The 25,385-nt window shown below is 60.6% G+C and carries 16 protein-coding genes; 6 read left to right on the forward strand and 10 right to left on the reverse strand.

All coding sequences use genetic code 11. The features are described 5' to 3' along the window. The first annotated feature begins 125 nt into the window (after positions 1-125). Complete coding sequence (locus tag DVK03_RS12565; protein ID WP_115803096.1) at positions 126-1,496, forward strand: APC family permease; 1,371 nt, start codon at positions 126-128, stop codon at positions 1,494-1,496. Positions 1,497-1,662: 166 nt separating this feature from the next. Here DVK03_RS12565 and DVK03_RS12570 read toward each other — a convergent pair whose 3' ends face one another. Next, a complete protein-coding gene (locus DVK03_RS12570) occupies positions 1,663-2,661 on the reverse strand; it encodes a formylglycine-generating enzyme family protein (RefSeq protein ID WP_115803097.1) in 999 nt (332 codons plus the stop codon). Between the two features lie 545 nt (positions 2,662-3,206). Next, on the reverse strand, positions 3,207-4,841 hold the full coding sequence (locus DVK03_RS12575) for a histidine kinase N-terminal 7TM domain-containing protein (RefSeq protein ID WP_081606187.1): 1,635 nt from the start codon (positions 4,839-4,841) through the stop codon (positions 3,207-3,209). Positions 4,842-5,174: 333 nt separating this feature from the next. Here DVK03_RS12575 and DVK03_RS12580 point away from each other — a divergent pair, with 333 nt between their 5' ends. After that, the gene (locus DVK03_RS12580) at positions 5,175-5,975 is read left to right on the forward strand and encodes a UbiA family prenyltransferase (RefSeq protein WP_188148487.1); all 801 of its coding nucleotides are present in this window, start codon (positions 5,175-5,177) and stop codon (positions 5,973-5,975) included. 27 nt (positions 5,976-6,002) lie between these two features. Here DVK03_RS12580 and DVK03_RS12585 read toward each other — a convergent pair whose 3' ends face one another. The 4 genes from DVK03_RS12585 to DVK03_RS12600 form a co-directional block, all read right to left on the reverse strand. After that, positions 6,003-7,145 carry an ABC transporter permease gene (locus DVK03_RS12585; RefSeq protein ID WP_115803099.1) on the reverse strand — a complete coding sequence of 381 codons (1,143 nt, stop codon included), beginning with the start codon at positions 7,143-7,145 and terminating at the stop codon, positions 6,003-6,005. Beyond that, positions 7,142-7,819, reverse strand: coding sequence for an ABC transporter ATP-binding protein (locus DVK03_RS12590; protein WP_004041966.1), 678 nt, complete (start codon positions 7,817-7,819; stop codon positions 7,142-7,144). Before DVK03_RS12590 ends, DVK03_RS12585 begins: the two co-directional genes overlap by 4 nt. A gap of 1 nt (position 7,820) precedes the next feature. Beyond that, the gene (locus tag DVK03_RS12595; protein ID WP_004062800.1) at positions 7,821-8,978 is read right to left on the reverse strand and encodes a hypothetical protein; all 1,158 of its coding nucleotides are present in this window, start codon (positions 8,976-8,978) and stop codon (positions 7,821-7,823) included. Between the two features lie 290 nt (positions 8,979-9,268). Continuing rightward, positions 9,269-12,331 (reverse strand): right-handed parallel beta-helix repeat-containing protein, encoded by a 3,063-nt coding sequence (locus DVK03_RS12600; RefSeq protein WP_115803100.1) that lies wholly within the window; start codon positions 12,329-12,331, stop codon positions 9,269-9,271. A gap of 391 nt (positions 12,332-12,722) precedes the next feature. Between DVK03_RS12600 and DVK03_RS12605 the strand changes: the two genes are divergently transcribed. Together DVK03_RS12605 and DVK03_RS12610 are read left to right on the forward strand one after the other, a co-directional pair. Further along, the gene (locus DVK03_RS12605; RefSeq protein WP_115803101.1) at positions 12,723-14,279 is read left to right on the forward strand and encodes a COG1361 S-layer family protein; all 1,557 of its coding nucleotides are present in this window, start codon (positions 12,723-12,725) and stop codon (positions 14,277-14,279) included. 28 nt (positions 14,280-14,307) lie between these two features. Beyond that, positions 14,308-16,566 carry an RND family transporter gene (locus tag DVK03_RS12610; protein WP_008606351.1) on the forward strand — a complete coding sequence of 753 codons (2,259 nt, stop codon included), beginning with the start codon at positions 14,308-14,310 and terminating at the stop codon, positions 16,564-16,566. A 72-nt stretch (positions 16,567-16,638) separates the two neighbouring features. On the opposite strand, the gene DVK03_RS12615 is transcribed toward DVK03_RS12610, so the two are convergent. Both DVK03_RS12615 and DVK03_RS12620 read right to left on the reverse strand, forming a co-directional pair. Next, entirely contained in the window at positions 16,639-17,499 is an 861-nt protein-coding gene (locus DVK03_RS12615) for a PH domain-containing protein (protein WP_115803102.1), read from the reverse strand. 3 nt (positions 17,500-17,502) lie between these two features. After that, complete coding sequence (locus DVK03_RS12620) at positions 17,503-18,612, reverse strand: PH domain-containing protein (RefSeq protein WP_115803103.1); 1,110 nt, start codon at positions 18,610-18,612, stop codon at positions 17,503-17,505. A 97-nt stretch (positions 18,613-18,709) separates the two neighbouring features. Between DVK03_RS12620 and DVK03_RS19715 the strand changes: the two genes are divergently transcribed. Further along, a complete protein-coding gene (locus DVK03_RS19715; RefSeq protein WP_147298721.1) occupies positions 18,710-18,889 on the forward strand; it encodes a hypothetical protein in 180 nt (59 codons plus the stop codon). Positions 18,890-19,196: 307 nt separating this feature from the next. On the opposite strand, the gene DVK03_RS12625 is transcribed toward DVK03_RS19715, so the two are convergent. After that, complete coding sequence (locus tag DVK03_RS12625) at positions 19,197-20,774, reverse strand: hypothetical protein (protein ID WP_006601228.1); 1,578 nt, start codon at positions 20,772-20,774, stop codon at positions 19,197-19,199. A gap of 679 nt (positions 20,775-21,453) precedes the next feature. Between DVK03_RS12625 and DVK03_RS12630 the strand changes: the two genes are divergently transcribed. Then, positions 21,454-22,209 carry a TrmB family transcriptional regulator gene (locus DVK03_RS12630; protein ID WP_115803104.1) on the forward strand — a complete coding sequence of 252 codons (756 nt, stop codon included), beginning with the start codon at positions 21,454-21,456 and terminating at the stop codon, positions 22,207-22,209. Between the two features lie 358 nt (positions 22,210-22,567). Here the strand turns inward: DVK03_RS12630 and csg are convergent, their stop codons facing one another. Then, positions 22,568-25,060, reverse strand: coding sequence for an HVO_2072 family ArtA-dependent S-layer glycoprotein (csg, locus tag DVK03_RS12635; RefSeq protein WP_115803105.1), 2,493 nt, complete (start codon positions 25,058-25,060; stop codon positions 22,568-22,570). Positions 25,061-25,385 lie beyond the last annotated feature (325 nt).

Genomic DNA, 25,385 nt, shown 5'->3' on the forward strand with positions numbered 1-25,385 from the left:
GCGGGGGGATTCCACGCTGACTGCCATCGAGTGCACGAGAGATGATTCAACCGTGGTATTCGTAGCCAAGGGTCATAAATTATTTATAATGTAGGCCTGAATCACTCTTTGGAGTCAAAAAATACATGGACAATAGTAACAAGCTCGGCTGGATAGCCGGATTTGCCGTTGCAATCGGATTGAACATCGGTGGTGGACTTTGGACGACGCCGATCATCGCAGCATCAGTGACGGGACCGGTTACAATAGCTCTCACACTGCTGGCAACGATTCCAATTATACTGGCTGCCCCGGCATACATCTCATTATCTAAGATTTGGCCAATCTCTCCCGGGCACTATTACTACCCAACTCGAATGTTGGTCCCGGAGAACCGAAGTGTGAGCAAATTCATTGGGTGGACGATTATCTGGGCACAAATAGCGATAGCCGGGTTTGTACTCGTCCAAGTCCTCGTGATCGCTGGGGCATCGTATCTCAATCAGCTCATTCCTGCTGTTCCTGTCTCGGTGTTCACTATCTCACTCTTACTCGGAACAGTCACAGTCGTTTGGTTTGGTCTCCGCGCTGTCGGTCGCATAGAGGTTCTAATGGCAGCTATCCTTCTAGTCTCGATGGGGATTATTCTTCTCTCAGGTATCCCGCACATGGATGTCGATAATTACACACCGTTCATCCCGACAGGAGCCTCTCCGATTCTCTCCTCATTCGGATTGATGTTTGGGACGGTACTCGGGAGTATTTCGTTGATAGACCTGAGTGGGGAGATCAAAAATCCCGAAAAGACGTTTGGACAGCTGCTTATCTCGAGCACCGGGGTTACCGCTGTGATCTCTGCACTCATTGTGTTTGTGAGTATTGGGATCGTTCCGTATAGCGACCTCCAGAACCGTACGCTCCGGTTTGTCACGAGCCAGTATCTTCCACCAGAGGTGCTCATCCTCTCTACGATTGGTGCGGCGTTAGCTGGTGTAACCTCCGTAATTGGGATCGTCGCAATTACGAATAGACACGTGTCTGCCGCCTCAAATGACGGGATTCTACCCAAAATCATCTCCAAAAATAATGCTCACGGCGAGCCGGCATACGTGCTCATCTTCATTGCAATCACGTCCATCGCAGGGTCGCTTTTGAACATCCCAATCTACGACATGGTGAGCGGTGGGACACTCGCAATCCTCGGCCCGCCGATTCTCGTCTGTCTAACTGGCTTCCGTCTTCCGTCGACGTATCCAGAGATATTCGAACGGAAGGAATTCAAAAATAAGGCCTACTTACATCCTGCTATCGTGCGGTGGTCTTCTCTGGCCGCAGCGCTTTGCCTGATTGCCATGTATGTCAACGTCGCGGTACAGAATTCCACTGGCGCAATGTGGTACGGGCTGTTCCTCTCTACGGGGATCGTGATTTTCGCCCTGCGGGTACTGTACCAGCGGACCCAGACAGATACCAACTTGAAAACTGGGCCAACTCCTGAGTTCCTCAGTGAAGACTGACGCTTAGGCAGCTAATTCACCTCCTGCGGTACCTTCTATTATCGTCGGCACCACAGCGCACCGACCATCTCTGCGAGGAGCACCCACACCCGCAAACCACCGCCGAGGGCTCGGCGTGACCAAACCCATCATGGTGGTATTCGGGTGCTTCAGCACGAGGAGACGATCAGTCGAGGTCAGCCACACACCGAAAGCCCATGTTCCCCGTCGAACTGTCCGGCGTGTTCTTCGACCGTGCGGCGACTCGGTACCGGTTACACCACGACCGGTGGCAGAGATACGACCCCCCGCGCATCACCCGGTTGTCACCGTCGTCGGGACCGGTCGGGTCGTGGGGGTCGTAGTCGTCGGTCGTGTGGTAGTCCGGACTGAACCAGTCCGCGCACCATTCCCAGACGTTCCCCGAGACGTTGTACAGTCCGTGACCGTTCGGCGAAAACTCGTTTACCGGGGCCGTCTGCAAATAGCCGTCGTCCTCGGTGTTGGTCTCGGGGAACTCGCCCTGCCAGATGTTGCAGCGGTGGTCTCCGTCCGGTCGGAGTTCGTCCCCCCACGGGAACCGCTTTCCTTCGAGACCGCCACGCGCGGCGTACTCCCACTCGGCCTCCGTGGGGAGGCGTTTCCCCGCCCACTCGGCGTACGCGACCGCATCGTTCCAGGAGACCTGTGTCACCGGGTGTGTGAGCCGCGACTCCAACACGCTCGAACTGGGGCCCTCCGGACGCAGCCAGTTCGCACCTTGGACCGCAACCCACCACGGCGCGGCTGGAACGTTCTGCATCACCGCGTCGTCGTCCTCCGGCGCGACGAAGTCCTCGAAGACGAACGACCAGCCGAACCGCTCTGCCTCCGTCGTGTAGCCGGTGTCCCGTACGAACTGCAGGAACTCCGCGTTCGTGACCGCGTACTTGTCGATAGCGAACGGGGAAACCGTCACCTCGCGGGCGGGTCCCTCACCGTCTTCGGGGAAGCCGACATCCGAATCCGTTCCCATCACGAACGTCCCGCCGTCTAGCTGGACCATCCGCGACAGGTCCGCGGTCGCGTCTGTCGAACCGCTGGTGGCTGCCGAGCGCGACCCATCCGTCGTCGAGTGATGAGACGGTGCGCTCTCCTCGACGTCTGCTCTGGAGCCGGAACAACACGGCGAACCGCTGTCAGTCATGCCCCGAGATACACGCGCGATCAGTAAAAGCGTACGCGACGACACCGATGGAGATGGCCGTGGAGGACGAGTGGCGAGTCCCGGACTCGCGCGCGACCGAGCACCGGAACCCGCACAGCGTGGGGGACAGGAATGAAAGAACAGAACGACGCTGGCATCGAGGCTCGGTCACAGAACCTATCGTCCCGAGGCGCGCAGTAGTGTTCGATTATCACATATCCAATGAGAAAAGAAAATAGATAAATTTAGAATAGTAAGATTATATACTAATCTCGATTCAAAACTCTAGTTAAATTCTATTTAATAAGTATTAATTCAATTATTTATACTCAATTTCACAGCAAAGTTTGGCTATACCAGCCAGTAGATGAGCAGTAAAAGAAGGTAGGCTAGTTTTCCCAAGTGAAATACCCAATATGAATTGGTATCAAAGTAGGTGATACACGAGTGTAGTAGTTTAAAATATCACAATATTCTATCGGATGTGTCCGGTCTCTCGCGAACGACTCTGGGGTTGTTGGAGACGCGGGAGTCGCAGGGAGTTGCTAAACGTCAGGGGTCGAGTCCGGTCGATTCAGTGTGATTCGAACTTCCGTTCCGGAATCGGAGACCTGCACACTGAGCGTCCCGTTCGAGCGGGAGACGATCCAGTAGACCAACCACAGACCGATACCGGACCCGTGTTCGAGGTCCGTCTCTTCGCCGGCTTCTAACACGGCGAATTCGGATGGCGGTAACCCCGGTCCGTTGTCCTCGACGATAATCGTCACGTCCGTCGGGGACACGTCAGTTGTGACGCGCACAGCAATCGGCTCCTCGCCGGAGTGGTGAGAGATAGCGTTCTCGATTAACTCGGTGAGTGCGAGGTCAAACCGGGGGTGTGCGTCGAGTACGACGTCGTCGACAGCGAACGAGACACAGCTCAACAGCTCGGCCGGCATGTTCTGTTTGACCTTGGAGAGGTACTCTTCGAGCGGGCGCTGGTCCGTTTCGGCGTACGACAGCACGGTCTCGATCTTCCGCGCTTTCGCCGCTTGGTCAACGACTTTCATCGAACGCGTGTGAATGCGGTCCGCCGACCGCGCGGTCTCGCCGTTCGTTGAGTCTCGGATAATCGCCGCAAACCCCGCGATTACGTTGAGGTCGTTCCGAATGTTATGCCGGAAGATACGCGAGAGAACTTGCTTGAGCAGATCTAACTCCTCTTCGCGCTCCTTGAGCGCCGTAATATCGCTCAACACGACGATTTTCCCGGTCACGCCCCGACCGTAGACGATTTCGGATGCTTCGATGGAAAATATCCGCGTGCCGCCGTCCAGTTCTAATTTGATGACGCCGGTGTCTTGTTCGTCCGAAGACACGGCGGATTCGGAGATGAGTTGTTCGATTTTGGTCCCGATGACACTCTGATCAGACAGTTGGCTCCCGGCCCGGTTCGCATCCACGATGTGCCCGGAAGAGCCAATCACGAAGATGGGGTCCGTAATCTCATCAAACGTCTGTTCGCGAGCGACGGGAACGAACTTCAGCAACCCGTGTTCTCGAATCGAATACGCGAAAAAGAGTCCGGAAAACGAGTACAAGACCGACGTGGGATCGAAATAAATCGGAACGACCCCCGCGACCTTAACCATCGTCGAGCCGACGAGCATCGAAAACACGACCAAGAGGTACACGGTTTGTCGGCGCTGTGTGCCGTTCGTCCGGAGCAGTTCGCCGACGAACATGCCCGCAGCCAGAAACACGAGGAGGTAGCCATAGACCTGCGTTACGAGAACTTTCAGCGGTCCGTCGAACACTGGAAAGTGTAACACCCCATCAGCGGTCACGTAGTATGCAGTTGTAAAGACCAACTCGTACGGGTTACTCCAGGAGAGAACGAATAGCACTGCGAGTGGGCTGAACAACGCAGCAACGACGGTTGACGGGACCGTTTGTTTGAAAACGAACTCGTACGCGAGTAAGAAGAACGTCACTGCGGCAGTCGGAATCGACACCCAGAAGAAATTTGCGACCGCTAACGTGAGACCCGGGTCCGGGATGAGTGTGAACGTCGCGAACAATAGTGCCCAGAGACCCCCCGTGGCCATCGATAAGATAAACCAGATGACTCCTGGTTTGTCACGTTCCTTCCAGAGAAGACAGCAGTTCACGACAGATGGAATCACCCCAAGATACATCAGCGCTATGGAGATTTCGAGGGTGAGCCATCGGTCAAACACCGTGTTCTATACCAGTAGATGGGAGCTAATTATTCTTTTTGGAATTATGTAATATAGTCCACAGATTTGCACCCGAGACGCATATCTAGTCACGGAAATGAAAGAAACGGGTGCCGACGGGGCGTGAACGGCAGTCGACGGCCGGGTTGTCGTTTCGGTCGCGAGTTGCTGACCAAACAAGTATAGTACGAGCAGCGAGGTAGGTCCGAGAGATGACCGGGACGGACTACCCTCCGCGGCGTCAACACCGTATCTACCGCAACGTCTCCCCTCAAGGAGGTGCATACTGAGATGAGAGTCGCGGATATGCGATTCCTGTTTTTCCAGTTGAACATCTGGTTGTGCTTGCTCTCTGCCGCGACGGTTGCAATCACGGGTGTCGCGTTGGGAGTTGCACCCCTCTCAGTTGGGGGAGGGCTGCTGCTCGCACCGCTCCTGTTCTATTTCATATATGTCGAAGACCGGCGGGGGGTGACAGCCGAAGACGAGGTGAATCAGCCGTATCGGACGAAGCTCGTGCGACGGTACCAGACGGAACTACTCGTGACGGAGCTACTCGCGCTGCTCGGCTACGAGCTCGTGGTCTGTCTGCTGGTGTTTCGGACGGGGACTGCAAACGTCAGCGACCTACTCTTTGCGCAGATTCCCCTCGTCGTCCTCGGAAGCTACGGCTGGCTGAAGCGCTATCCGACGCTCGACTCTATCGGCGTCGGGTTCACCTGGGCGTTTGTGGCCGTGTTTTCGGTCGTTGCAGCAACGCCGCAGCCGTATTCGCTCGATGGAGTGACCGTTTTCGCCGGCTGGTTTCTTATCACCGCGGCCGGCGTCGAGTCCCGCAACATCCAAGATATCACCGGAGACTCACAGGCGAATAAAACCACGCTCGCAGGGTATTTAGGGCCCAACGCGGCGTCGCTTCTGGTTCGACTGCTCAAAGCGGGAGGGGTGGTCGTGTTCTGGGTTGTCGCCGGGGCGTTCGCTGCCGGGCTTGTTCTCTGTTATCTACTCGTACTCTCGGTGTTTCGCCGGCTCACGCGACTGCACAAGGGTGGCCCGGCTTCGGAGACGACGCAGAAATCCGCCGGCGGCTGAGGCCGCGGGCGTTCCCACGGGAGTGACTCAGCCTCTCAATGCGTCGACCGGGCGGTCGTTCGCCGCTTTCCACGCGGGGTAAATCCCGCTGAGGACGCTCGCAACGACGGCGAACCCGAACCCGTACACCAGATACTGCGCACTGCTCCACTGGAGCGCTCCGAGCGGGTCTCCAGTAATCATCTGGAAGATGACGAGCCCCGCCGCAAGCGAAAGGGTCGCCCCGACGAGCCCGCCGAGTGTGCCCATCAGGGCGGCCTCCGTTAGAATCATCCGCAGCACTTCGGAGCGGCGGATGCCGACGGCGCGGAGGACGCCGATTTCCCCGCGGCGTTCGACCGTGCTCATCAGCATCACGTTGAGGATGGCGACGCTCGCGACGACGAGCGAGATGCCGCCGATGGCCAACAAGGCGAGCGAAAGCGTCTCCAAGAACCCGCCGACTTGGCCCGCGTTCCCGAACGTGTTGATGCTGAGTTCTTCTTCGTCTTCGGTGTTGAAGTACTGATCCAGCTCCCCACCGATTTCGGTCGCGGTCGCGCTATCCTCGGCGACGACCGTCACGGTGTTGTAGTGGTTCTGGTCGGAGAGGCCGGACTCGGGTAACACCAGTTCACCGCCGCCGAAGCCGAACGCGTTTTCTTCCTCGATGAGCCCCTGTACGCGGTACAGTTGGCCGTCGTACTCGACGGGGTCGCCCTCCTCAATCCCGAGTGTCGTGGCGGTGCTGTTGCTGAGGAGCGCGCCGCTCAACAGCCGGGAGGGTGCTTCGCCGGACGTGAGGTTGTATAGCGCTGCCGCGTTCGTCACCCCGGTGACGCTTACCCTCACCTCCCGTCCGTTTCGTGAAGAGATCGTCGTCGAGTTCGTCTTCTGGGGGACGACCTCCGCGTCGGTCACCAGATTCCGTATCGTATCGACCTGGTCGTCGGTCACCCCGTCCGTGTCGCTGTCCTGACCGGACGTTATCGACACCTCGTTGCCGATACTTCCCAACTGCGACGTCGCCTGCTGTTGAATCGCAGCCGTCGCCATTCCGAGCGAACAGATCGAGACGACGCCGATGATGATGCCGAGCGCGGCCAACATCGTCCGCAGTTTGTTCCGGCCGAGGTTCCGCCACGCCATCTGGACGCTGGGGAAGCGCCAGAGGAAATCAACGACGCTCATCGTCCGGAGACCTCCGTCACGACGCCGTCGACGAGTCGGACGGTGCTGTCGGTGTATTCGAGCATCTGTTCGTCGTGGGTGACCGCGACAATCGCGACGTTCTCGTCTTCTTTCAACCGAGTCAGCTCGGTCAGAATCGTCTCGCCGGTGTCTTGGTCGAGGTTCCCCGTCGGCTCGTCGGCGAGGAGGATATCCGGCTCGTTGATGAGCGCCCGCGCGATGGCGACGCGCTGTCGCTGCCCGCCCGAGAGCTGGTCGGGAGTGTGATTGAGTCGGTCACCGAGCCCCACCCGCTGGAGGAGGTCCTGGGCGCGGTCGTGCCGGTCGACCGAGGTGTCCCACATCGAGGGGAGTTCGACGTTCTCGGTCGCGGTCAGCATCGGCAGCAGGTGGAAGTCCTGAAACACGAACCCGATACCGGACCGACGCTCTTCTGTCAGTTCGTCCTCAGAGAAGTCGGTCACGTTACGGCCGTCGAGATGGACCGTCCCCTCTGTCGGCGTGTCGAGCAGCCCGATCATGTTCAGCATGGTACTTTTCCCGGACCCAGACGGGCCGATGATGGTCACCATCTCACCGCGGTCGGCGCGAAAGTCGACGTGGTCGAGCGCGGCGATGACCTCCTCGCCGTTCTGATACCGTTTCACGACGTCAGCGAGTTCAATGACACTCATGCTAGTGCTGGCGCCAGCGATAGATGCCGACCCCACCGAGCACGACGACCACCAGCACGCCCCCGATAACGGGTAACGGAAGCTGGGAACCGCCCGACTGCGATTCATTGGAGCCCGGACCCTGCTCGGACTGGGAACCGGCGGCGACAGGCGCGGCACCACCGGAATCGAGTGGCACCTCCTGTGTCGTCGTCACGCGGTCGCCGTCGACGATGTAGGACACCTCGATGGGAACGGTCGTCGGCTCGCCGCTGAGCTCTGCGGTCACGTCGAACGTGGCGAACTCGCTCGCCTCCACGCGCCCGACGAAGTAGCCGCCGGACGGCGAACCGTGGGTGACGTTTGCCGTCTCCTCGACCGTCAGCAAGACCGAGCTCGCGTCCGTGTTCCCGACGTTTGCGGCGTCGCCTTGTATCGTCACGGAGCCGGCTCTTTGCGTGGTCTCGATGCTCGTCAGTCGAATCTCTCCGGGGACCGAGTCGTCGTCTATCTCCTCCGACAGCGTGGTCGTGAACGTCTCTCCGTCGACGGTGTACGTCGCAGTGAACAGCACGACCCGGTCGCTCATATCGGCGGTGTCGAACACGACAGAGCGGTTCGCGTCCGGGTCGAGATTCGCGGTGTACCGCTGGGCAATCTGGGAACCGTTTACTGACGCGGTGATTTCGACGTTCGAGAGGTTCGTGTTCCCGTAGTTGGTCAACTCCACGTTGACGGTGTCGTTCGTCTGTTCGCCCACCGAGAGGCCAGCCCGCACGTCTCGTTCTTCGACCGTCACGATGACCGGGTACTCGACGTTGATGACGTTCCCGTTTTCGTGGCGGCCGGAGACGTGGACTTTGAGCTGTTTTTCCCCTGCGCTCGTGAACGTGGTGGACAGCGGCACGTCGACGGACCCACCCGGACCGAGCGTTCCGAGGTTGTTCGCTTCAGCGACGATGCCGCCGCCCGACCGGAGCGTGACCTCTTTGAGGTCGACGCCGCCGGAGCTACTCTCGAAGTTCGAAACGGTCGCCCTGACCGTGACCGATTCACCGACGTACGGCTCGCGCGGCTCGACCGTCGTCGAGTTGACCACGATTTGGCCCGACTGTGCGCTCACCGCCGGGAGGCTCGCGACGAGTACGCTCGTAACGGCAACCAGCGCGACTGTCGCCACGACAGCGAGTCGAGCGCCGCGTTTAGCTGTCATACGTCGGCCCCGGATGTCACACTCGATACACCGCCGCAGTCGGGTCGTTCTCGAATCCGAACCGGTCGTGTACTCGGTGTCTGCTTCTGGGAGGGCCGGTAGGTCAGTGGGACTGTCAGGTTGGATTGCTCCATTTCCACAGGACAGTTCACTGAGCCAAGAATAAATGAGTTTTTCCACTACTTAGACCCAAATCCGTCATACATACCGCCGCAGTCGAACAGGGTTGACACCCGTGTGTCGGCCTCGACGACGCCTCAGAGGCGAGTGGCGAGAAGGTACGCGACGAGGGTGAGCCCGCCCCAAACGACCCCGGCGGCACCGCCGACGAGGACGAGCTGCGTCGAGCCGACGAAGCCGGCGACGAGCCAGACCAGAATACCGAACGCCGCGAGCGCCTGCACGAACACCCCGCGCATCGGGACCGGCTGGTTTCGGACCGTCCGGACCATCCCGTAGCCGCCGAAGAAGAGCGCAGCCAGGAGACAGCCACCGCCGAGGAGACCCCACGCAGAACGGAGTCCAGCCCCGGACGACACCCCCTGTTCGGGGCCGGACGCGACCGACGGACTCCCCGGAGCGCTCACCGCCGCGTCGCCGGATGACGCCGCCCGGACGCGCGCCGTTGCGGAGGCGTTGCTGTCGATTCCGAGGTCGTCTTCGACAGCGAGTGAGACCGAGAGCGTCTCGTTCGGCATCTGGAGGCGGAGGTCGGCGCTGTCCCGCGTCGTGTGGTTCGTCCCGTTAACGACGAAATGATACGTGGTGACCGACCCGGTCCCGGCTGTGCTATCGGCCCCCGAAACGTCGATTCGACTGCCCGGCTCGGCCGCCGACGGCGCGTCGAGGCGGGGAGTCGGCCGCCGGTACTGCTGGCCGGTCGGAGCGTCCGCGACCGGGATAAAGTCGACCCAGCCGTTGGTAATCGTGACCTCGTCGCCCTCGCCTTCCGGCAGGATGGACGCGTGGTAGGGTCCGCTCGCGGCACCCCAGTAGTTCGACTCCGCGTTGACCGTCTGTATCGAGTCGGTGACGATTCGTGCCGTCGTGTTCGCCGTGACGAGCTGCGTGATATTTATCTCCATCCCGGTGTCGTGACCGTAGATGTCGTTGTCGGCGACCCGGAAGCGGTCGGGGGTCGAGTTGGCGTACGAGAGTTCGACACCCGTCGGGAGCGTGCCGTCGACGCGGCGGATGTCGACCGCACCCTCGGTCGTCGAGCGGACGTGGCTCACCCCGTCGGTGCGAAGGACGGCGACCGTATCGCCCCAGAGCCGCGTAATCTCGATCTGTTGCCGGAGCTGCGGGTTCGCAACGAGCTCAGCGAACGGGGCGTCCGGGTCGCTCTGGTCGAGGACCGCACCGCGCGGCCCTTCCGCGATATAGACTCCCGTACCGGGGTCGACGCCGGGAAGCGGTGGCGGTCGGACGTGCGAGTTCGTGTTGAACACGATGTCGTTGCGCTGCACCGTCGCATTCAGCGTCCCGCGAGCCACGAGTCCGTAACCGTTCGCAACGAGCACGTTGTCCGTCACGCTGAGCCGCCCGTTGTGCGTGAGCGGGGTCGAAACGAGGAGCCCAGCCCCGCCGTTGTTGGTGAGGTCGTTCCCCGCGACAGCAACGCGATGGACGAGCAGGTCGGAGCGCACCGCGAGCGCGTGGCCCCGGTTGTCGGAAATCGTGTTGTCGGTCGCAGCGACATCTCGAACCAACGCGCGGACGGACACGTCGAGTCCGCCGCCGCCGTTGTCCGCGATTCGGTTCCGGGACAGCGTGAGGTTCCGCACCACGTGGCTGTCGATTGCGATGCCGTCGTCGCCGTTGTCGAACAGTTGGTTGCCGCTGACGCGGCTGTCCTTGATGGCCCAGTTCGAGAGCGCGACCCCGTCGTCCCCGTTTTCGCTCATCGTGTTGTTCGCGAGCAGCAGTTCGCCCTCGCTCGTTTCGGACTGGATTTCGAGTCCGTTGCGGTCGTTGGCGACCAACTCGTTTCCGCGGAGCGTCACCCGCGTGACGCCGCGGACGCGCCGCTCGGACTGTCGAACGCGAATCCCGGTTTCCGACTCCGAAATCCGATTTTCGCTCGCGACCAGCGTCGTCTGCGTTCGGGTTTCGACGTGAATCCCCGCATCGCCGGCGCGCAGGCGGTTGTCGCGGAAACTGCTTTCACTTTGGGCGGCCCGTATCGCCACGCCGTCGCCCCGTACGTCGGTGAACCGACTCTCGCTGATTCTGACGCCGGTGACGATATCCGCGGCGGCGAACACTCCCGCACCATCAATCCCGTCGAACACGGACTGACGGACGGTGATACCTCGGACGCGTGTGAGGTCGGTCGGCCGCGTGTACGCGAACGGCGTCGTCTCTTCGCCGACGACGTACATCGCGTGGACACCGTCCGATAGCTGCGGCGTCCGGTGTTCGAGCACGCTGACGCCGACGGGGTACACGCCTCGGGTCCGTGGGTTCACGACCCCGCCGTACTCGACGATGAGCCGGTCCCGACTCGACACGTACACCGACCGCGACAGCGAAATCTCGACGTGACGCCCGCTGACCGAGACGTCCGAAACGTCGTCGTCGAGCGACCGGTCGATGTCTCCATCGTTGTCGGTGTCGAGGCCGATTCGGTCGAGCGTCTCGGCGTCGACGTCGCGTACCGACCGCTCGGTGGGATACCGGAGCCGAATCGTCTCCATCGAGACGCCGACGCCGGGGGCGAGTCCGAGCGTGTGCCGCGCCGTCCGGTTCCGTCGTCGGTCCGTCGTGTTCAGTTCGACCTCCTCGACGGCCCCGATTGAGGGGCTCGCGCGGACGGCGTGGCCGCCGATATCGGTCAGCGTCGACCGCGTGAGTTCGACCGGGGGCATCGCCGTGCCGTTGACGGAGATACCCGCCACGGAGAAGTTCTCCAGGCGCGAGTCGACGATTGTGACGGAGCCGGCTCCGCTCGTCGTCGTAATCCCGCTGTGACCGCCGTGGAGCGTCGTGTGTCGAAGCGAGAGCGTCGACGAGTCGGTGCCGTTGTAGCGAATCGTCTCCCATCTGAGATTCCGCCCCGACGCCGCGCTCTGCGTGATTCGAACCGGCCGCTCGGCAGTGCCCGCGGCTTGCAACGAGCCCCGGACGGTGAGCGAAACACCCTCCGCCAGTTGCACTTCCGTACCGGGGCGAATCGTGAGCGTCGCACCGGGCTCGATAGCGACGCTCCGGATGAGTCGATACGGACCCTCATCCGCGGTCCACGTCGTATCCGACTGGATGGGCGTCTCGACGAACGTGACCGCGGGCGGCGCTGCCGCGGCCGGGGCACTCGACACGGGTGTAAAAAGCGTACAGACGACAACGAGCACCACCGCCCACGAAATCAGTTTGTTACCCACCACGTTTGTCTTACACCTTGATACGTCAGGATACGGATTTAGTTTTCGCCTTCGTTAAGTTACACGTCACTGGTTCGACAGGGAACGCCTTGGCGCTGCTGCTGGCTGTTCCAATATAGAATTATTTTGATAGAACGACCGTTCGATAGAGTTTTACACCTCAACCAATCACGTCACAGGTGTGAACTCGGATATCGGAGCGGACGAAGACTCGGGAAGTCACCCTCCGAACGGCCAGTCAGATACCTAACAAGATCATACGATGGTTCGGAACAAATCAGCGATACTCCTCTGTGTACTAGTCGTAACGTCGATTGCCGCAGTCCCCGTGTCGGCCGAGAGTTCGGTGTACGGGAACCCGGAGCTCTCGCTCAGCGTGTCGGATAACACCTACCGGTCGAGCGAGGCCGCGACGCTGTCGGTTGTCGCAAGCAACAACGGTCGGCTCGAACAGGGCGGGCCGGCACAGTACGAACAGGAAGTCCAGACCGCACAGAGCGTGGAGATGGAGATTCTCGAAGAACAGATCGATGCACCAATCGACGTGAAGACGGGAACCGTTACCGCGGGCTCCATCCCCGACTCGGGGACCGCTCGGTTTGATTTCAACATCGAACTCGGCAACGCCGAGCCGGGCACCTACGAGATACCCGTCGAGGTGCAGTACAAGTACGTCCGGATGGTCACCTACGGCAGCGTCGACGGGCCGGAATACACGTGGCGGACCGTCACGAGAGAGAAGTCGGTGACGGTCGAAGTCGAAGACCGCCCGCAGTTCGAGGTCGTGAGCGAAGGTAACAACGCCGTATTCGCCGGCGACACCGGCCAGCTCTCGTTCGCGCTCGAAAATACGGGCACGCGAACCGCGACGTCGTCGTCGGTCCAGCTCACGACGCAGTCGCCGACGATTTTCTTCGGCACGATGCAGAATCCGCAGTCGTCGACGAGCCTGTACGTCCCGACCCTCGAACCGGGCGAGCGGACGAACCTCTCGGTCCAGGTCGGTGCGGCGGCGGAGACCCAGGCAGGTGAGTACCCCGTCAACCTGGCCGTGTCGTACCAGAACCAGAACGGCGTCACCGAAACGTCGGACACGCTGACGACCGGCATCGCGGTGAACCCCGAGCGAAGCTTCGAGATACGCGACATCGAGACGGAGCGATTCAGGGTCGACGAAGGTGAAGCGAAAATCAACGCACAGGTCGTCAACACGGGCAGCGGCACCGCGAACAACCTCGCAGTCCAAATCGGAGACACGGCGCTCGTGACGCCGACGAACGGCGAGTCCGCTATCGGAGACCTCGCCCCCGGCGAGTCGAAGCCGGTCTCGTTTACCGTCTCGATTCCGGCGGGCGCTGAACCGGGGACGAACACGTTCCCGTTCGTCGTCGAATACGAGAACCAAGACGGTGACGTGAGAACGACGTCGCCGATTCGGAAGTCGATAGCAATCGAACCCGAACAGGACCCGTTCACGGTCGTCGGCGTCAACACGAGCGTCTCGCCGGGCGCGACCGACACGGTGGACGTCACGGTGCAGTACAACGGCGAAGAGCCGGTGTCGGCGACGAACGCCAAGCTCTTCGTGAGCGACCCGATTTCGACGTCCGACGACGGCGCGTATCTCGGAGAGATGCAGCCGGGAGAAACCAAAACGGCGACGTTCACCGTCAGTGCCGGGTCGAGTGCGGTTGTCAAGGCTTACGACGCCTCGGTCGAGGTTCGGTACGACGAGGCTGACGGCGACACGAGGTACACTGACGGCCTGCCGGTCGGCATTGCGCTCTCCCCGTCGAGCGGTGGACTCCCGGTTCCGATGTCGGTCCTCGGAGTCGTCGCACTCCTCGGAATCGGAGCGATAGCCGTCATCTACCGCCGTCGATGACGGACCATGGACGGGACAAGGAGTAACCATGGATAAGCTACGCCAGCTGTTCAGCGCGGTCGGAAGACAGGTCCAACAGCGACCGGTCGCAGTGCTGCTTCTCGCAGTCCTGCTTATCTTCACCGCGTTCGGCGGTGCTGCGCAGATTACCAGCGTTACTGGCGACGCTGCATTCGTTGCGGACAACCCAACGTTCGACGCGTTTACGGAGTCGTTTGACCGGGGCAGCATCGCCGTTCTCGTACGGGGAGATATTACGGAGCCGCAGACGCTCCACGCGATTGACCGCGTCGACCAGCAGATGTCGACGAAGGCGAACGTCCATACCGTAACGAGTCCGGCCGATCAGGTCCGCCAGGAGTACGGCCGAATCCCCGATTCGGAGGCGAAGATTCGAAGCGTTATCGGGTCGCCGGACTACACGGTCGTCCAGATCGTCTTCGATACGGGGCTCTCTCAGACGGAGGAACGCCCCATCTACACGCAGGCCGTTGAAGCGACTGACTGGGCGGAGTTCCCCTCCGGGACGACGGTAACCGTCACTGGCAGTGCCGCGTTCTCTGCACAGCTCTCGACGCTCATTCAGCAGAGCACCCAGCAGTTACTCGGCCTCGCAATCGGGCTCATGGTCGTGGCGCTGTTCTTCCTGTTCCGCGGCGTCCGCCTTCGTCTCCTCCCGATTGTCGCCGTTTTCGTCGGCGTCATCTACACGTTCGGAGCGATTGGATACGCCGGCGTCCCCAATTCGACGATGACCAGCGCGGTCTTCCCGATTTTGATTGGGTTGGGCATCGACTACTCCGTGCAGTTCCACGAGCGGTACGAGGAAGAACTCGAAAACCATCCGCCGCGCGAAGCGCTTCCGCAAGCGCTTGGCGGAATCGGTCCACCGGTCTTCGTCGCTATGCTCGCCGCCGCGTTGGGGTTCGGAGCGACGTGGGTGTCGACGTCGTCGCCGTCGATTATCTGGTTCGCCCAGACCTCGATCTTCGGCGTGCTTCTCACCTTCATCGCGGGGATACTCGTTCTCCTCCCGCTGCTCACCCTCTGGGTTCGCCGGCGGGGCGACGCCGAAGACGAGACGCCGGACGAAGACGACGCCCCGACAACGGCCACAACGACGCAGTCTCAAGACCAAGGCGACTCGGATCGCGTCGGCCTCGTCGGGGAACTGCTCGGTCGTTCGGCGCGGATACTCGCGAGTCATCCGGTGCTCGTCCTCAGTATCGCACTGCTGATTGCTCTCGTAGGCTTTCAGGCCGGCGGGTCGCTCGACACGCTCGCGGACACGGAAGGGTTCATCCCGCAGGACCTCCCCGCCTACACCGACCTCCAGCAGTTCCGCTCTGTTGCCGGCGGCGGTTCGAGCACGAGTTACGACGTGCTCGTAACCGGGACGAATCTCAAACATCCGGCAACGTTGCAGTGGATGCTCGACTTCGAGCACATCGCGACACAGACCCCGCTGGTACAAGGCGTCGATTCGCCAGCGACGCTGGTTAAACAGTACAACGGGGGCCAACTCCCCCAGACTGAGAGCGGCGTCAAACGCGTGCTCGAAACCGTCCCCGAGAGACAGAAACTCCAGTATTACAACGACGGGCGTGCGCACATCATGGTCTACTCCGCACAGGATATGACCACTCAGCAGGCCCTCTCGTTCCTGGAGAACACGCGCGAGTCAATCGCGTACAGTAGCCCCCCACCCGGAGTGACGGCGGAAATCACGGGGACCGCCGCGATTGCGACCCCCTCTATCGTGGAGCAGATCAACTCACGGAACGTGACGACCGGACTGGGCGTCCTGTTCGTGTTTATCCTGCTCCTCGTGTACTACCGCAATCTGGTGAAGGCTGTTGCGCCGCTCATCCCGATGGTGTTCGTCATCGGCTGGCAGAACATCTACATGTATCTGCTGGATATCCCGGTTTCGCCACTCGGTGCGAGTCTCGGGGCGATGACAGTCGGAATCGGTGCGGAGTACACCATCATCGTGATGGACCGATACTACCAAGAGAAACAGCGGGCGGGCGTCAGTCGACTCGACGCCGTTCAGACCGCGGCCACTCGGGTCGGAAAGGCGATTAGCGTGTCGGGAATGACGACCGTGTTCGGCTTTTCGGCGCTGGTATTGTCGCCGTTCCCGATTCTCAGCGGGTTCGGCTTCCTGACCGTCGGCGTCGTGTTCCTGACGCTCATCGCGTCGTTGGCGACGCTCCCGCCGACGCTCGTCCTCTTGGACTCGATTGCCGAGCGCGTGGCTGCCAGCCGGTCCTCGTCCTCGTAACACACCCTTCCCTCCCCCTCTCCTCCACCCAAACTGCTCAACGCAGTCCGCGACGGATGCTTCCGACGGGCATCACGCGGTTTCGTCCGTATCGGGGCTCCGGTCCGCCGATACCGCCTCTGATTCGCTGTCGGTCGCGTCGCCCGTGGCCCGCTCGGTCGAGTCCACGGACCGCTCCCGCTCGGCCCCCGCGTCAGCCGAGGGCGGAGCCACACCGTCAGCACGCGCCTCAGCCGTTGGCTCCTGAGCGGCCGCTGTCTGCTCGCTTCCCGAGGAGAGTTCCCGGCGGACCTGTCCGGCAAAGTCGGCGGGGTCGTACACTTGCTCGACGGCAACCGTGAGACCGCCGCTTGCCCCGGACCGAATCCTGACGTTCCCCAGCCCGAACAGTGAATCCCACGCCGAACGGGTCTCCTCGACGCCACGAGCCTTCTCAAGCGGCACCTCGTTTCGCAACAACGAGATAAATCGGTACTCTTCGATTACGCGTTGATTCGTCAAGGAGTAGGTGGTAAGCGTGTTCTGCCAGTAGCGATAGATTCCTCTAGAGAACAAAAGCAGGCCGCCTCCGAACGCAATCGTCGGCTGGTACAGCGGGCGGTGCGTGAAATACAGCAGATACCCTCCAAGGGAGAGGAGGGGCACGGCGAGCGCGGCTTCCGCGAGCGCGCTTCGTTGTGCGGGATTCCGCGTCTCGACGAGGTGCTCGTCGGCTCGCATCTGGGGTGTTTCCGGAGCCGTCACGAAATGCACGTACCACCCCATCGCGAGGATGAACAGCCCAAAGACGGCGATGATGAGCCCAGCGGCCGGCGATGACTGGCTCGGTGAGCCGCCCGACAGCTCCGCGACGAATCCGGACAGATACGCCCCGGCGGCGACGAGCGGGAGCCCGAAAACCGAACTCCAGAGCGCAGGGAGACCTCGCGCCATTGGTTAGGTCCCCGAGAGCATTTCGTAGAGAATCGCGACGACAGAGCTGAGCGTGCCGATAAGCGTCAGTGTCATCTGGTCAATGGTTTTTTCGCCGCATCGACTGAAAAATCCTCGTTCGCACGTCGCACGAGACGCTTCGGGGTCTTCCTCCGAGTCGTTGGTGAAGTTGGCCGCCTGTCGAGGCGTCGGAGACTCTGTGCGCCTGTCCGTGTCCGCGATGCGTCCGTGGACCGTAACATCCTCGCTGGCCAGCGACGCGTTCCCCACGGTGAGTGACTGTGTCGACGTGCGCGTCGAAAGGGGCTGAGCCGCCCGCTCGATGTCGGCGTAGGCGATTTCGAAGCTGATGTTCCGCTGTTGGCCAGACGGGATGTTACGACTCTGCGTCGCAACGGCGGTTCCGTTGAGGCGGTAGACGAACTGCCCGTCGAAAGCAGTTGTTCCGACGTTCCTGACCGTAACCGCGACCGTGTGTCGGGTATCTTCCCGAAGGTCGCTCGGGAGTTGCACGTCCCGTGTCGTGAGCGCCGCCGCGCGTGCACTCGGTTCGCTTCGCAGTCGAATCGCATCGCTGACGGTTGCCCCACCAGCGGTCTCGATACTGTGGTCGTAGGTCCGACCTCGCTGGATAAGGCTATCTGCGGCCTCGACCCGCTCGGTCGTGACTGCGAATGCGACCTGCCGTTGCTCGCCGCTCCCGACGGTGATGGTTTTCTCGCTGATCGTCGTTCCAGCGAAGCGATAGGCGACATCACGCGTGATCGTTGTCTCGGCCGGGTTCGAGACGGTCGCTAGGACGACAAATTCGCGGTCGCTGGGTGCCGTCGCAGGCGCTTGAAACGCTTCAATCGCGAGGTCGACGTCGGGTGTCACACGCAGGTAGCGCGGGATACCCGCTCCCGACGCGTTACGAACGCCGTGGACGTACGTCCCCGTCGAAACCGTCTCCGTGCCGGTCAACTGCCCGCTCGCCGTCAGTTCGAACTGGACCTCGCGCGACGCACCACCGGCCAACCGAACCGTTCGGTTTGTGATCGTCGACCCGGAAAAGACGTATTCAATCCGCTCCGAGCGCGTCTCGTTAGCGGGATTGCGGACCGTCGCGGTCACGGTGTACGGCTCCGTCGGTCGAAGTCGTTCCGGTGCCGAAAGCCCTGCAACGGTAAGCCCCTGTGGCGCGTCGGCCGTCCCCGGAGCAGTCGTCCGTGTGGCGGTAGCTGTCGTGTTTGGTGTTGCAGACGCCGTCCGCGTGGGAGTTCGCGTGGCGGTGGCTGTCGTGTTTGGTGTCTGTGACGGTGTCGACATCGCTGTGGTCGTGGGCGTGGGCGTGGGCGTCGTGTTCGCTGTCTCGGTCGCCGTGTCCGTGGTCGACGACAGTTGGGCTTGAGCCAGCGTATGGTCCGGAACGTCTGCATCCGGCGGTGTCGGTTCTGCATCGTTGTTGGAGGCGACATCCATGCTTGCGGTCGCAAGTGGTGTCAGTCCCACACCGACCGCAACGAGACACAGTAGCATGAGTACGGTCCGCGGCGGCTCCGTGTCGGAGGGCATGTGGTAGACGTATTCAAAATGAGGATTTATAATAGATTTGGCACTACTGAACGAATCAGCACTTCACGTCGAACGACCGCTCGCGGGGCGGTGGACGAATATCGAACGGGCCACGGGCCCAGCCCTCGGCGTTCCCCGAGAAGTTACACCTCGAGGGACTCACCGGTGGCAGTTGTTGAAACCAAGTTTCTGACCGCCTCAACGAGTGTTCCGAGAAGTCCCTGCGACGAAGACTCCGACGGGACACCGGGTAACGGCGTGTTCGTCCGCACCGTGCTATCCGGGGTCGTCGTCGACGCGGTCTCCGGATCGGCCGTCGCATTTGGCTGTGCGACTTGGACCGACTCGATGTGTTCCCTCCCGGTCGAGTCGGTTGCGCGGATCCGGACGCGTGCCGGATAGCTATCCAGTTGGAGTGTCTCGTTGATCGTAACGGCGCTGGTCACACCCCCACCGTATATCTGAGCGAGGTCGACGGTGTTGCCAGTGGGGCCGACCGTCTCGGCGTACACGCTGGTCACGCGGCCATCGTACACGCGGCCTTCGACGTGGACGCGGTTATCGCTGACCCGAAGCGTATCTGGTCGGACCTCAATCGTCGGTCGCACGAGCTGCGTGTGGTCCACCTCAATTTCGCGTTTCGTCGCGTTCTCGGTGCCGTCATCCGCAACGATGGTGATGTTTCGGCTGTCTCCTGCGAGCGGAATCGTCTTCGTGAACGTGTGCTCGATAGGGCGTGCCCCGACTGGCTTCGGCTGAATCTCGTAGTTCAACCCCGACCCGTCGGCCGACCCTCGACGAACACCGACCGAGCGGATGCCGACCTGATCCGTCACCCGAATCGTCAACCGAACTGCCGAGCGCGTGTTTATCAGACGCTGGTCGAGTATCTCGATCGACGGTGGGTCCTCGTCCTCAACGTAGAGGTTGACATTGTAGTGACGGCGATGGCCGCGCGAATCGAGTGCCGTGATTTTGAGGCTGTTTTGGCCGGCACCCACTTGCTCGTTGAACGGTCCCAGCCGAAGTGATTTGGAAATCGACGTGTTCGGGTCGTCGATCACGATTCGTTTTCGGAACCCCCAGGGGGCATCGATACCCTGTCCGTGATAGCGTAGCTCGATGGTTACCTGCTCGACATCAGAGTGGTCGTGAAGCGTCCCATCGAGTTGGATCTGCGACCGATTGATCGTGTAGTTGTTCTCGGGGCGGTCGTAGATACTGGTGTTGCCCGTCCGGAACGGCGACGAGAACACTATCGCCGGAGCGATCGAATCCTCGATTATCGTCGCCCGGTGGGCGGTGGTCCGCCCGTTCGACTGGACGAGCACCTCCAGCGCGTGCTCACCGGCGTTCACATCGAGCGTCGCCGTTTCGTTGACCGCGGTGCTGTTCGGCGTATATATCCGTCTGCTGTCTCCATCGACGCGGACGACCAGCAAGTCGATCGGTGCCGAACCGTTTGCTCGGACCGTGAGTGTGGGGTTATCGTCGGTCGTAATCGTGTCACCGTCGGCGACGGTTCGGTTGTCGATGACCACCGTCAGGTTCGGCTCTGAGAGGCCAGTCGAATTGTTCTGCCCGACCTGCCGGTGTGTGTCGGGGACGTCGATAGCTGCGTCTCCAGTTGTCGTTGGTGGCTCCGCTGCGGCGCTTACCCCGGCAGTAAAAGAAAGTACCAGGAGAACCGCGGCCGCCCAACCCACGTGCTTGGAGTCCATGTTCGAATACACTAGCCAGCGAGCGTTTCGAAGATAAATCTACACACCCGGCTATCATCGTTGAAATTCGGAGGGGGACCAACAGAGGTGACTCCAAGAGCGCGGGCCAAGACGGTCCCGAAGTCGGGAGCCACCCGTCCAAGATGGAATGTTACTGGCCTGTCGTTGCGAGTACGCAAATCTACACGATTACCCGCATATACAGTCATCGAACAACCGGCCACTAACACACCTGGTCGGGTCGAAACTGATGACTGCCCATACAGAGGCTGGCTTAGCGCCAACCTTTCTTCTCATCAAAGCCATCGATACTAATCTATTTCGGTCTCAACCCGCATCGCAAGCAGACTTCGATATGGAACGAGGCAGACCACTTCACGAAGCCACTGTTACTCAACGGGAAGGAAGCCAAGCGAATCCGCAAGGAGATGTTCACGAGGCTCAAGTGCCTGCAAGAGCGAGACACCCCCGCAGATGACACTCACATCGTTTCAAGAGTCGAAACCCACTGCCAGCGTTCACGAGACCACGTCTCGTGACCCAACCAGAACCTCCGGTTCTGGTGACGACGACTAACTGACATTCTCACCGTGTGGGAAGCCCCGTCGTTTACGACGGTGCGGATGTCACCGGAGACAAGTACCCAAACTGCTACCAGTCACCGAGAGGTAGTTCACCCATGGATAACAGCGAAGCGATTGAGGGACTCATCGAACTTGGCCTGTCTACATATGAAGCCCGAGTGTTTACTGCACTGATCGAACTCGGGGAGGCAACGGCGCGTGAGGTCGCAAAGACATCGGACGTACCCCGATCACAAGTGTATACGACGGCCAAAGAGCTGCAATCACGAGGATTTATCAGCGTTCAACAGGCCAATCCACAGGTATTCCAACCGATTTCACTGTCCGAGGTCGAATCTCAACTCAGTCGTGAGTTCGAATCCAAGCGCGACACGGCGTTCGACCGACTTGAGGCGCTTGAGCGACAGACCGCCCCGTCGGCTGAACAGAGCGAAGACGTGTGGACCATTACGGGGACTCCGGCGATTATCGGTCGAACCAGTCAACTCATCGACGAAGCCGAAACGCGAGTGATCTACGGTGCCAAGGACCTCGTTCATCCAGATGCCGAACTCCTGAGTTCGGTCCGTTCATGCTGTTCTCGGGAGGTGTCAGTACTCCTCCTCCAAGATAACGGTCAAGAGATCGCGGACCCGTGGAAAGAGATCGAGTGTGTGTCTAGCGTGTCGATCCCACCGGAACAGTCGAAAAGTGAGCCCGCGGTTCGGTTACTGCTCGTTGATTCGGATAGTTTCCTGCTGAGCGTCCGCAGCAATCGATCAGCCCCCGAAATTGCGATTTGGAGCGCAAACACGACGTTTGCCGAGGCGTTCTTACAGCTTCTTACGAGTAGTCTTCCCGTCTCCGAGTAATATTCACCAGCTTGCTCACGGTTGATACCATCCGCTGTTTTCGAGTGCCGTTAGTGCTCTCTGAGCGTTGGCTGTCGACCGGGAATGTCTGACCTCTCGACGACCCTCTGTCGTGTGCGCTTTGCAGAGATCGGTTCCACAGGCGTCCCCAGATTGATCGTCAGTCTATCTTGAAGTCGCAACAAGCCAGACGTTCGACAGACCCGGTTTGAACACCGGCGACCGCTGAGTTCCGTTAGTAGCGGCTGTCGGAGATGTTTCTCAGTGGGGTAAGAAAGAATAAAAAGACCGGAACGGGTCCGGTAATTACTCGTCTGCTGTCACATCCTCGTCGGAGTGACGAGGAGGGACGGCGGCGTTAGTTCTCGCGGCGGAGTGCGAGAAGGGCCGCGCCGACGAGTGCGACGAGAGCGACTGCGATACCGAAGCCGGGCGTGTTGGAGGACGTGGTGGTCGTCTCCTCAGTCTCGGTGGTGGTCTCAGTCGGCTCTGCGGTCGTCGTGGTTTCCGTGGGTTCGTCCGTGGTCGTCGTCGTGTCCGTCGCGTTGTCGGACGTCGTGGTGTCCTCACGCTCGGAGACGACTTCGACGTTCACGGTGTCCGTGTTGTCGCCGTCGTCGGCTTCCACGGTGAACGTACCCGTCTCGAAGTCAGTAGTGTCAACCTCGACCATCCACTGGCCGTCGTTGTTCCACTCGTCAGTGTCTTCGAGTGCGACGGACGTACCGTCTTCACTCATCACTTCGATGCTGATGGTGTTGTCGTCCGGCTTGAGGTTCGTCGAGCCAGCGATGACCATCGTTTCACCGGTTGCGACCGGGTTGATGCCAGCCGCTTCAGCGGCGTCCGGGTAGATCGAGTCGATGGACGTCGAGGACTCGGACAGACGGAACGTCTCGGTGACGATCAGGTCGTCGCTCGCCGTCTCGTCGACTGTTTCAGAAGCGATGAGCTCGTTGATCTGCTCACCGTTGTTGTTGTTGTTGTCAAGCGTGTCGAGGTAGTCCGTCAGGTCGTCGAGGTTCGCCCTGGTGCTCGGACCGTCCGGGAGCGAGCCGTCACCGACGTTACTGTCGCGGCCGACCGAGAGGATGTGGGCGGTGATCTGACCCTGCGTGAGGCCATCACCAACAGCGAGGTCGTCCTCTTCGAAGGTACCGTCGTTGTCAACACTCACAGACTGGTAGTTGATGTTTCCGCGCTCGTCGACGAAGATGACGAGGACGGAGTCGGCACCGGAGGCGGTACCGTTAACGTCAGTCGTTCCGGAGTCTTCGGGGGCGACCTGACCGTTGATCGTGGTGAACTGACCCGTGAGGGCCTGGTCGGTCACTCGGATCGAGTTACTGCTGCTCACACCGCTGGTGAAGTCAGACGTCGTGAGAGACTCGTCAACGCTGCCGTCACTGTTCTCGTCAGCGTCGCCAGCGTCGATGACGCCGATACGGTAGGTGCCCGTCAGCGACAGGATACTGCTACCTTCGCCGTCAAGGTTCGAGAGCGCAATGTCTTCTTCTTCGAACGTGTCGTCGGAGTCGACGGTGATCGTGTTGTCGTTGCCGTTGCCGTCGATCTTGAGGAGCTCCCAGTCGCCATCGTCGCGGACGTAGATCGCGACATCGTCGGAGCTGGTAGCCGTCCCGTTAATGTCGACTTCCGAGCCAACGACATATTGACCGCTCGGGCTCGTGAGTGACGTTCCGCCTTCCTCAACTGTAAGCGTGATATCTTCCGACGATTCCCCGTCGACCGCGGCGGTCGCGTTCACACCAGACTCGAACACTTCGATATCGATGTCGCTGTCATCGAGGTACTGCGTTTCGATGCCACCAACACCACTCGAGCCGTCGATCTCGACGACTGCGTACGCGATGTCCGCGTCGCTAACGTCCATCGTCGTGGCTGCGGAAGAGTTGTTAACAGCGCTGCTGTTCGCAATGCCAACTTCTTCGGTGTCACCGATGTCACGGAAGACCGCCTTGGCCTGTTCCGTCGTAACACCGTCTTGGAGGTCAGAGGTTTCGATAGCGACAACGTGCTGGTTGCCGTCAATGCCGTTCGTGACGGTGTACTGAACGTCAGTACCCTGCGTCACAGACTCGCTGTCGAGCTCGAGGCCGACATCGTCATCCGACGAGATCGCGAGGGTCATCGTCTGGCGTGCCTCACCGAAGTCAAGGTCCTCGGTACCTTCGACGATGATCGTGTACTCGCCAGCGTCCTGACCGGACATGTCGATGTTGACCCCGTTCTGCGTGTCAACCGAGTCATTGTCGATCAGGCTGTCGTCGCTCAGACGGACTTCGTTAGTGATGTCCGTTCCGCTCGGGTCTTCAACAGTGACTTCAACCTTCTCGGCCGACTCGTAGTTGTAGTCCGCGTTGACGTAGAGGTTGTCAGCGTCCTCCGAGCTGATAGCGGAGCCGGTGACATCGCCAAGGTTTCCTCCACCGGTCGGCGTCTGAATTTCGCTGTCAGTGATGCGCGGCGCCAGCAGCGTGACGTTGTCGGAGCCAGTAGTACTCTCACCGTCAACGGAGTACGTACCGAGCGGCTGGTCATCCGTGCTCTGCGGGATGGGCGAGGAGAGGTCCAGCGTGACACCCTCAGCATTGCCTGCGGTACCCGTCAGGAGCGGGTTCGTGTTACCGAGGCCGGCGTCAGTGTCAATCTCCTCACCGAGGAAGACGCTATCCCCGGAATTAACTGTCTTATTGAACGATTCATTGGGTCCAAGATCAGTAGGACGCGCAGCGGCACTTCCCGTAAACGCGATGGCTCCCGCAAAGACGGAAGTTACCATCAGCGTGGCGAGAAGTATCGCACGCGTTTGATTTTTGATCTTTGTCATAGTGTACTTGTAGCGCCAGTATTTCCCACGCAGTTCGCTATAACGCGGATCCCTACTAGCGGGGGATGGGCAGGGGTACGGTAGAACGATATAAGCGGCCTTGGTAAATGCTTTCTGTTTCTATTGCATGTTTGGTCGCTGTCCCCGTTCCCGTCTCCCACTTGACGTCCGGACGCGGGCCCGCACGCACGCAACAATATAGTTAGAATCAGCGAACGGTTCCGGCCAACACTCTCGGAGCAGACGACCGAGAACCCGACCGCCACCGAGCATCGGACCAATCCGACCACCGACAACGACACGACAAGAGCGGTCGTGACGACGA

It is taken from the genome of Haloferax sp. Atlit-109R, from assembly GCF_003665865.1.
Lineage (GTDB): Archaea > Halobacteriota > Halobacteria > Halobacteriales > Haloferacaceae > Haloferax > Haloferax volcanii.

What these genes read in the sequence shown, in the direction of transcription:
- DVK03_RS12570 (WP_115803097.1), bottom strand. Translation starts at nt 2,661, where the DNA reads ATGACTGACAGCGGTTCGCCGTGTTGTTCCGGCTCCAGAGCAGACGTC.
- DVK03_RS12630 (WP_115803104.1), top strand. Translation starts at nt 21,454, where the DNA reads ATGGATAACAGCGAAGCGATTGAGGGACTCATCGAACTTGGCCTGTCT.
- DVK03_RS12580 (WP_188148487.1), top strand. Translation starts at nt 5,175, where the DNA reads ATGAGAGTCGCGGATATGCGATTCCTGTTTTTCCAGTTGAACATCTGG.
- DVK03_RS12575 (WP_081606187.1), bottom strand. Translation starts at nt 4,841, where the DNA reads ATGTATCTTGGGGTGATTCCATCTGTCGTGAACTGCTGTCTTCTCTGG.
- DVK03_RS12615 (WP_115803102.1), bottom strand. Translation starts at nt 17,499, where the DNA reads ATGGCGCGAGGTCTCCCTGCGCTCTGGAGTTCGGTTTTCGGGCTCCCG.
- DVK03_RS12565 (WP_115803096.1), top strand. Translation starts at nt 126, where the DNA reads ATGGACAATAGTAACAAGCTCGGCTGGATAGCCGGATTTGCCGTTGCA.
- DVK03_RS12590 (WP_004041966.1), bottom strand. Translation starts at nt 7,819, where the DNA reads ATGAGTGTCATTGAACTCGCTGACGTCGTGAAACGGTATCAGAACGGC.
- DVK03_RS12610 (WP_008606351.1), top strand. Translation starts at nt 14,308, where the DNA reads ATGGATAAGCTACGCCAGCTGTTCAGCGCGGTCGGAAGACAGGTCCAA.
- DVK03_RS12625 (WP_006601228.1), bottom strand. Translation starts at nt 20,774, where the DNA reads ATGGACTCCAAGCACGTGGGTTGGGCGGCCGCGGTTCTCCTGGTACTT.
- csg (WP_115803105.1), bottom strand. Translation starts at nt 25,060, where the DNA reads ATGACAAAGATCAAAAATCAAACGCGTGCGATACTTCTCGCCACGCTG.
- DVK03_RS12585 (WP_115803099.1), bottom strand. Translation starts at nt 7,145, where the DNA reads ATGAGCGTCGTTGATTTCCTCTGGCGCTTCCCCAGCGTCCAGATGGCG.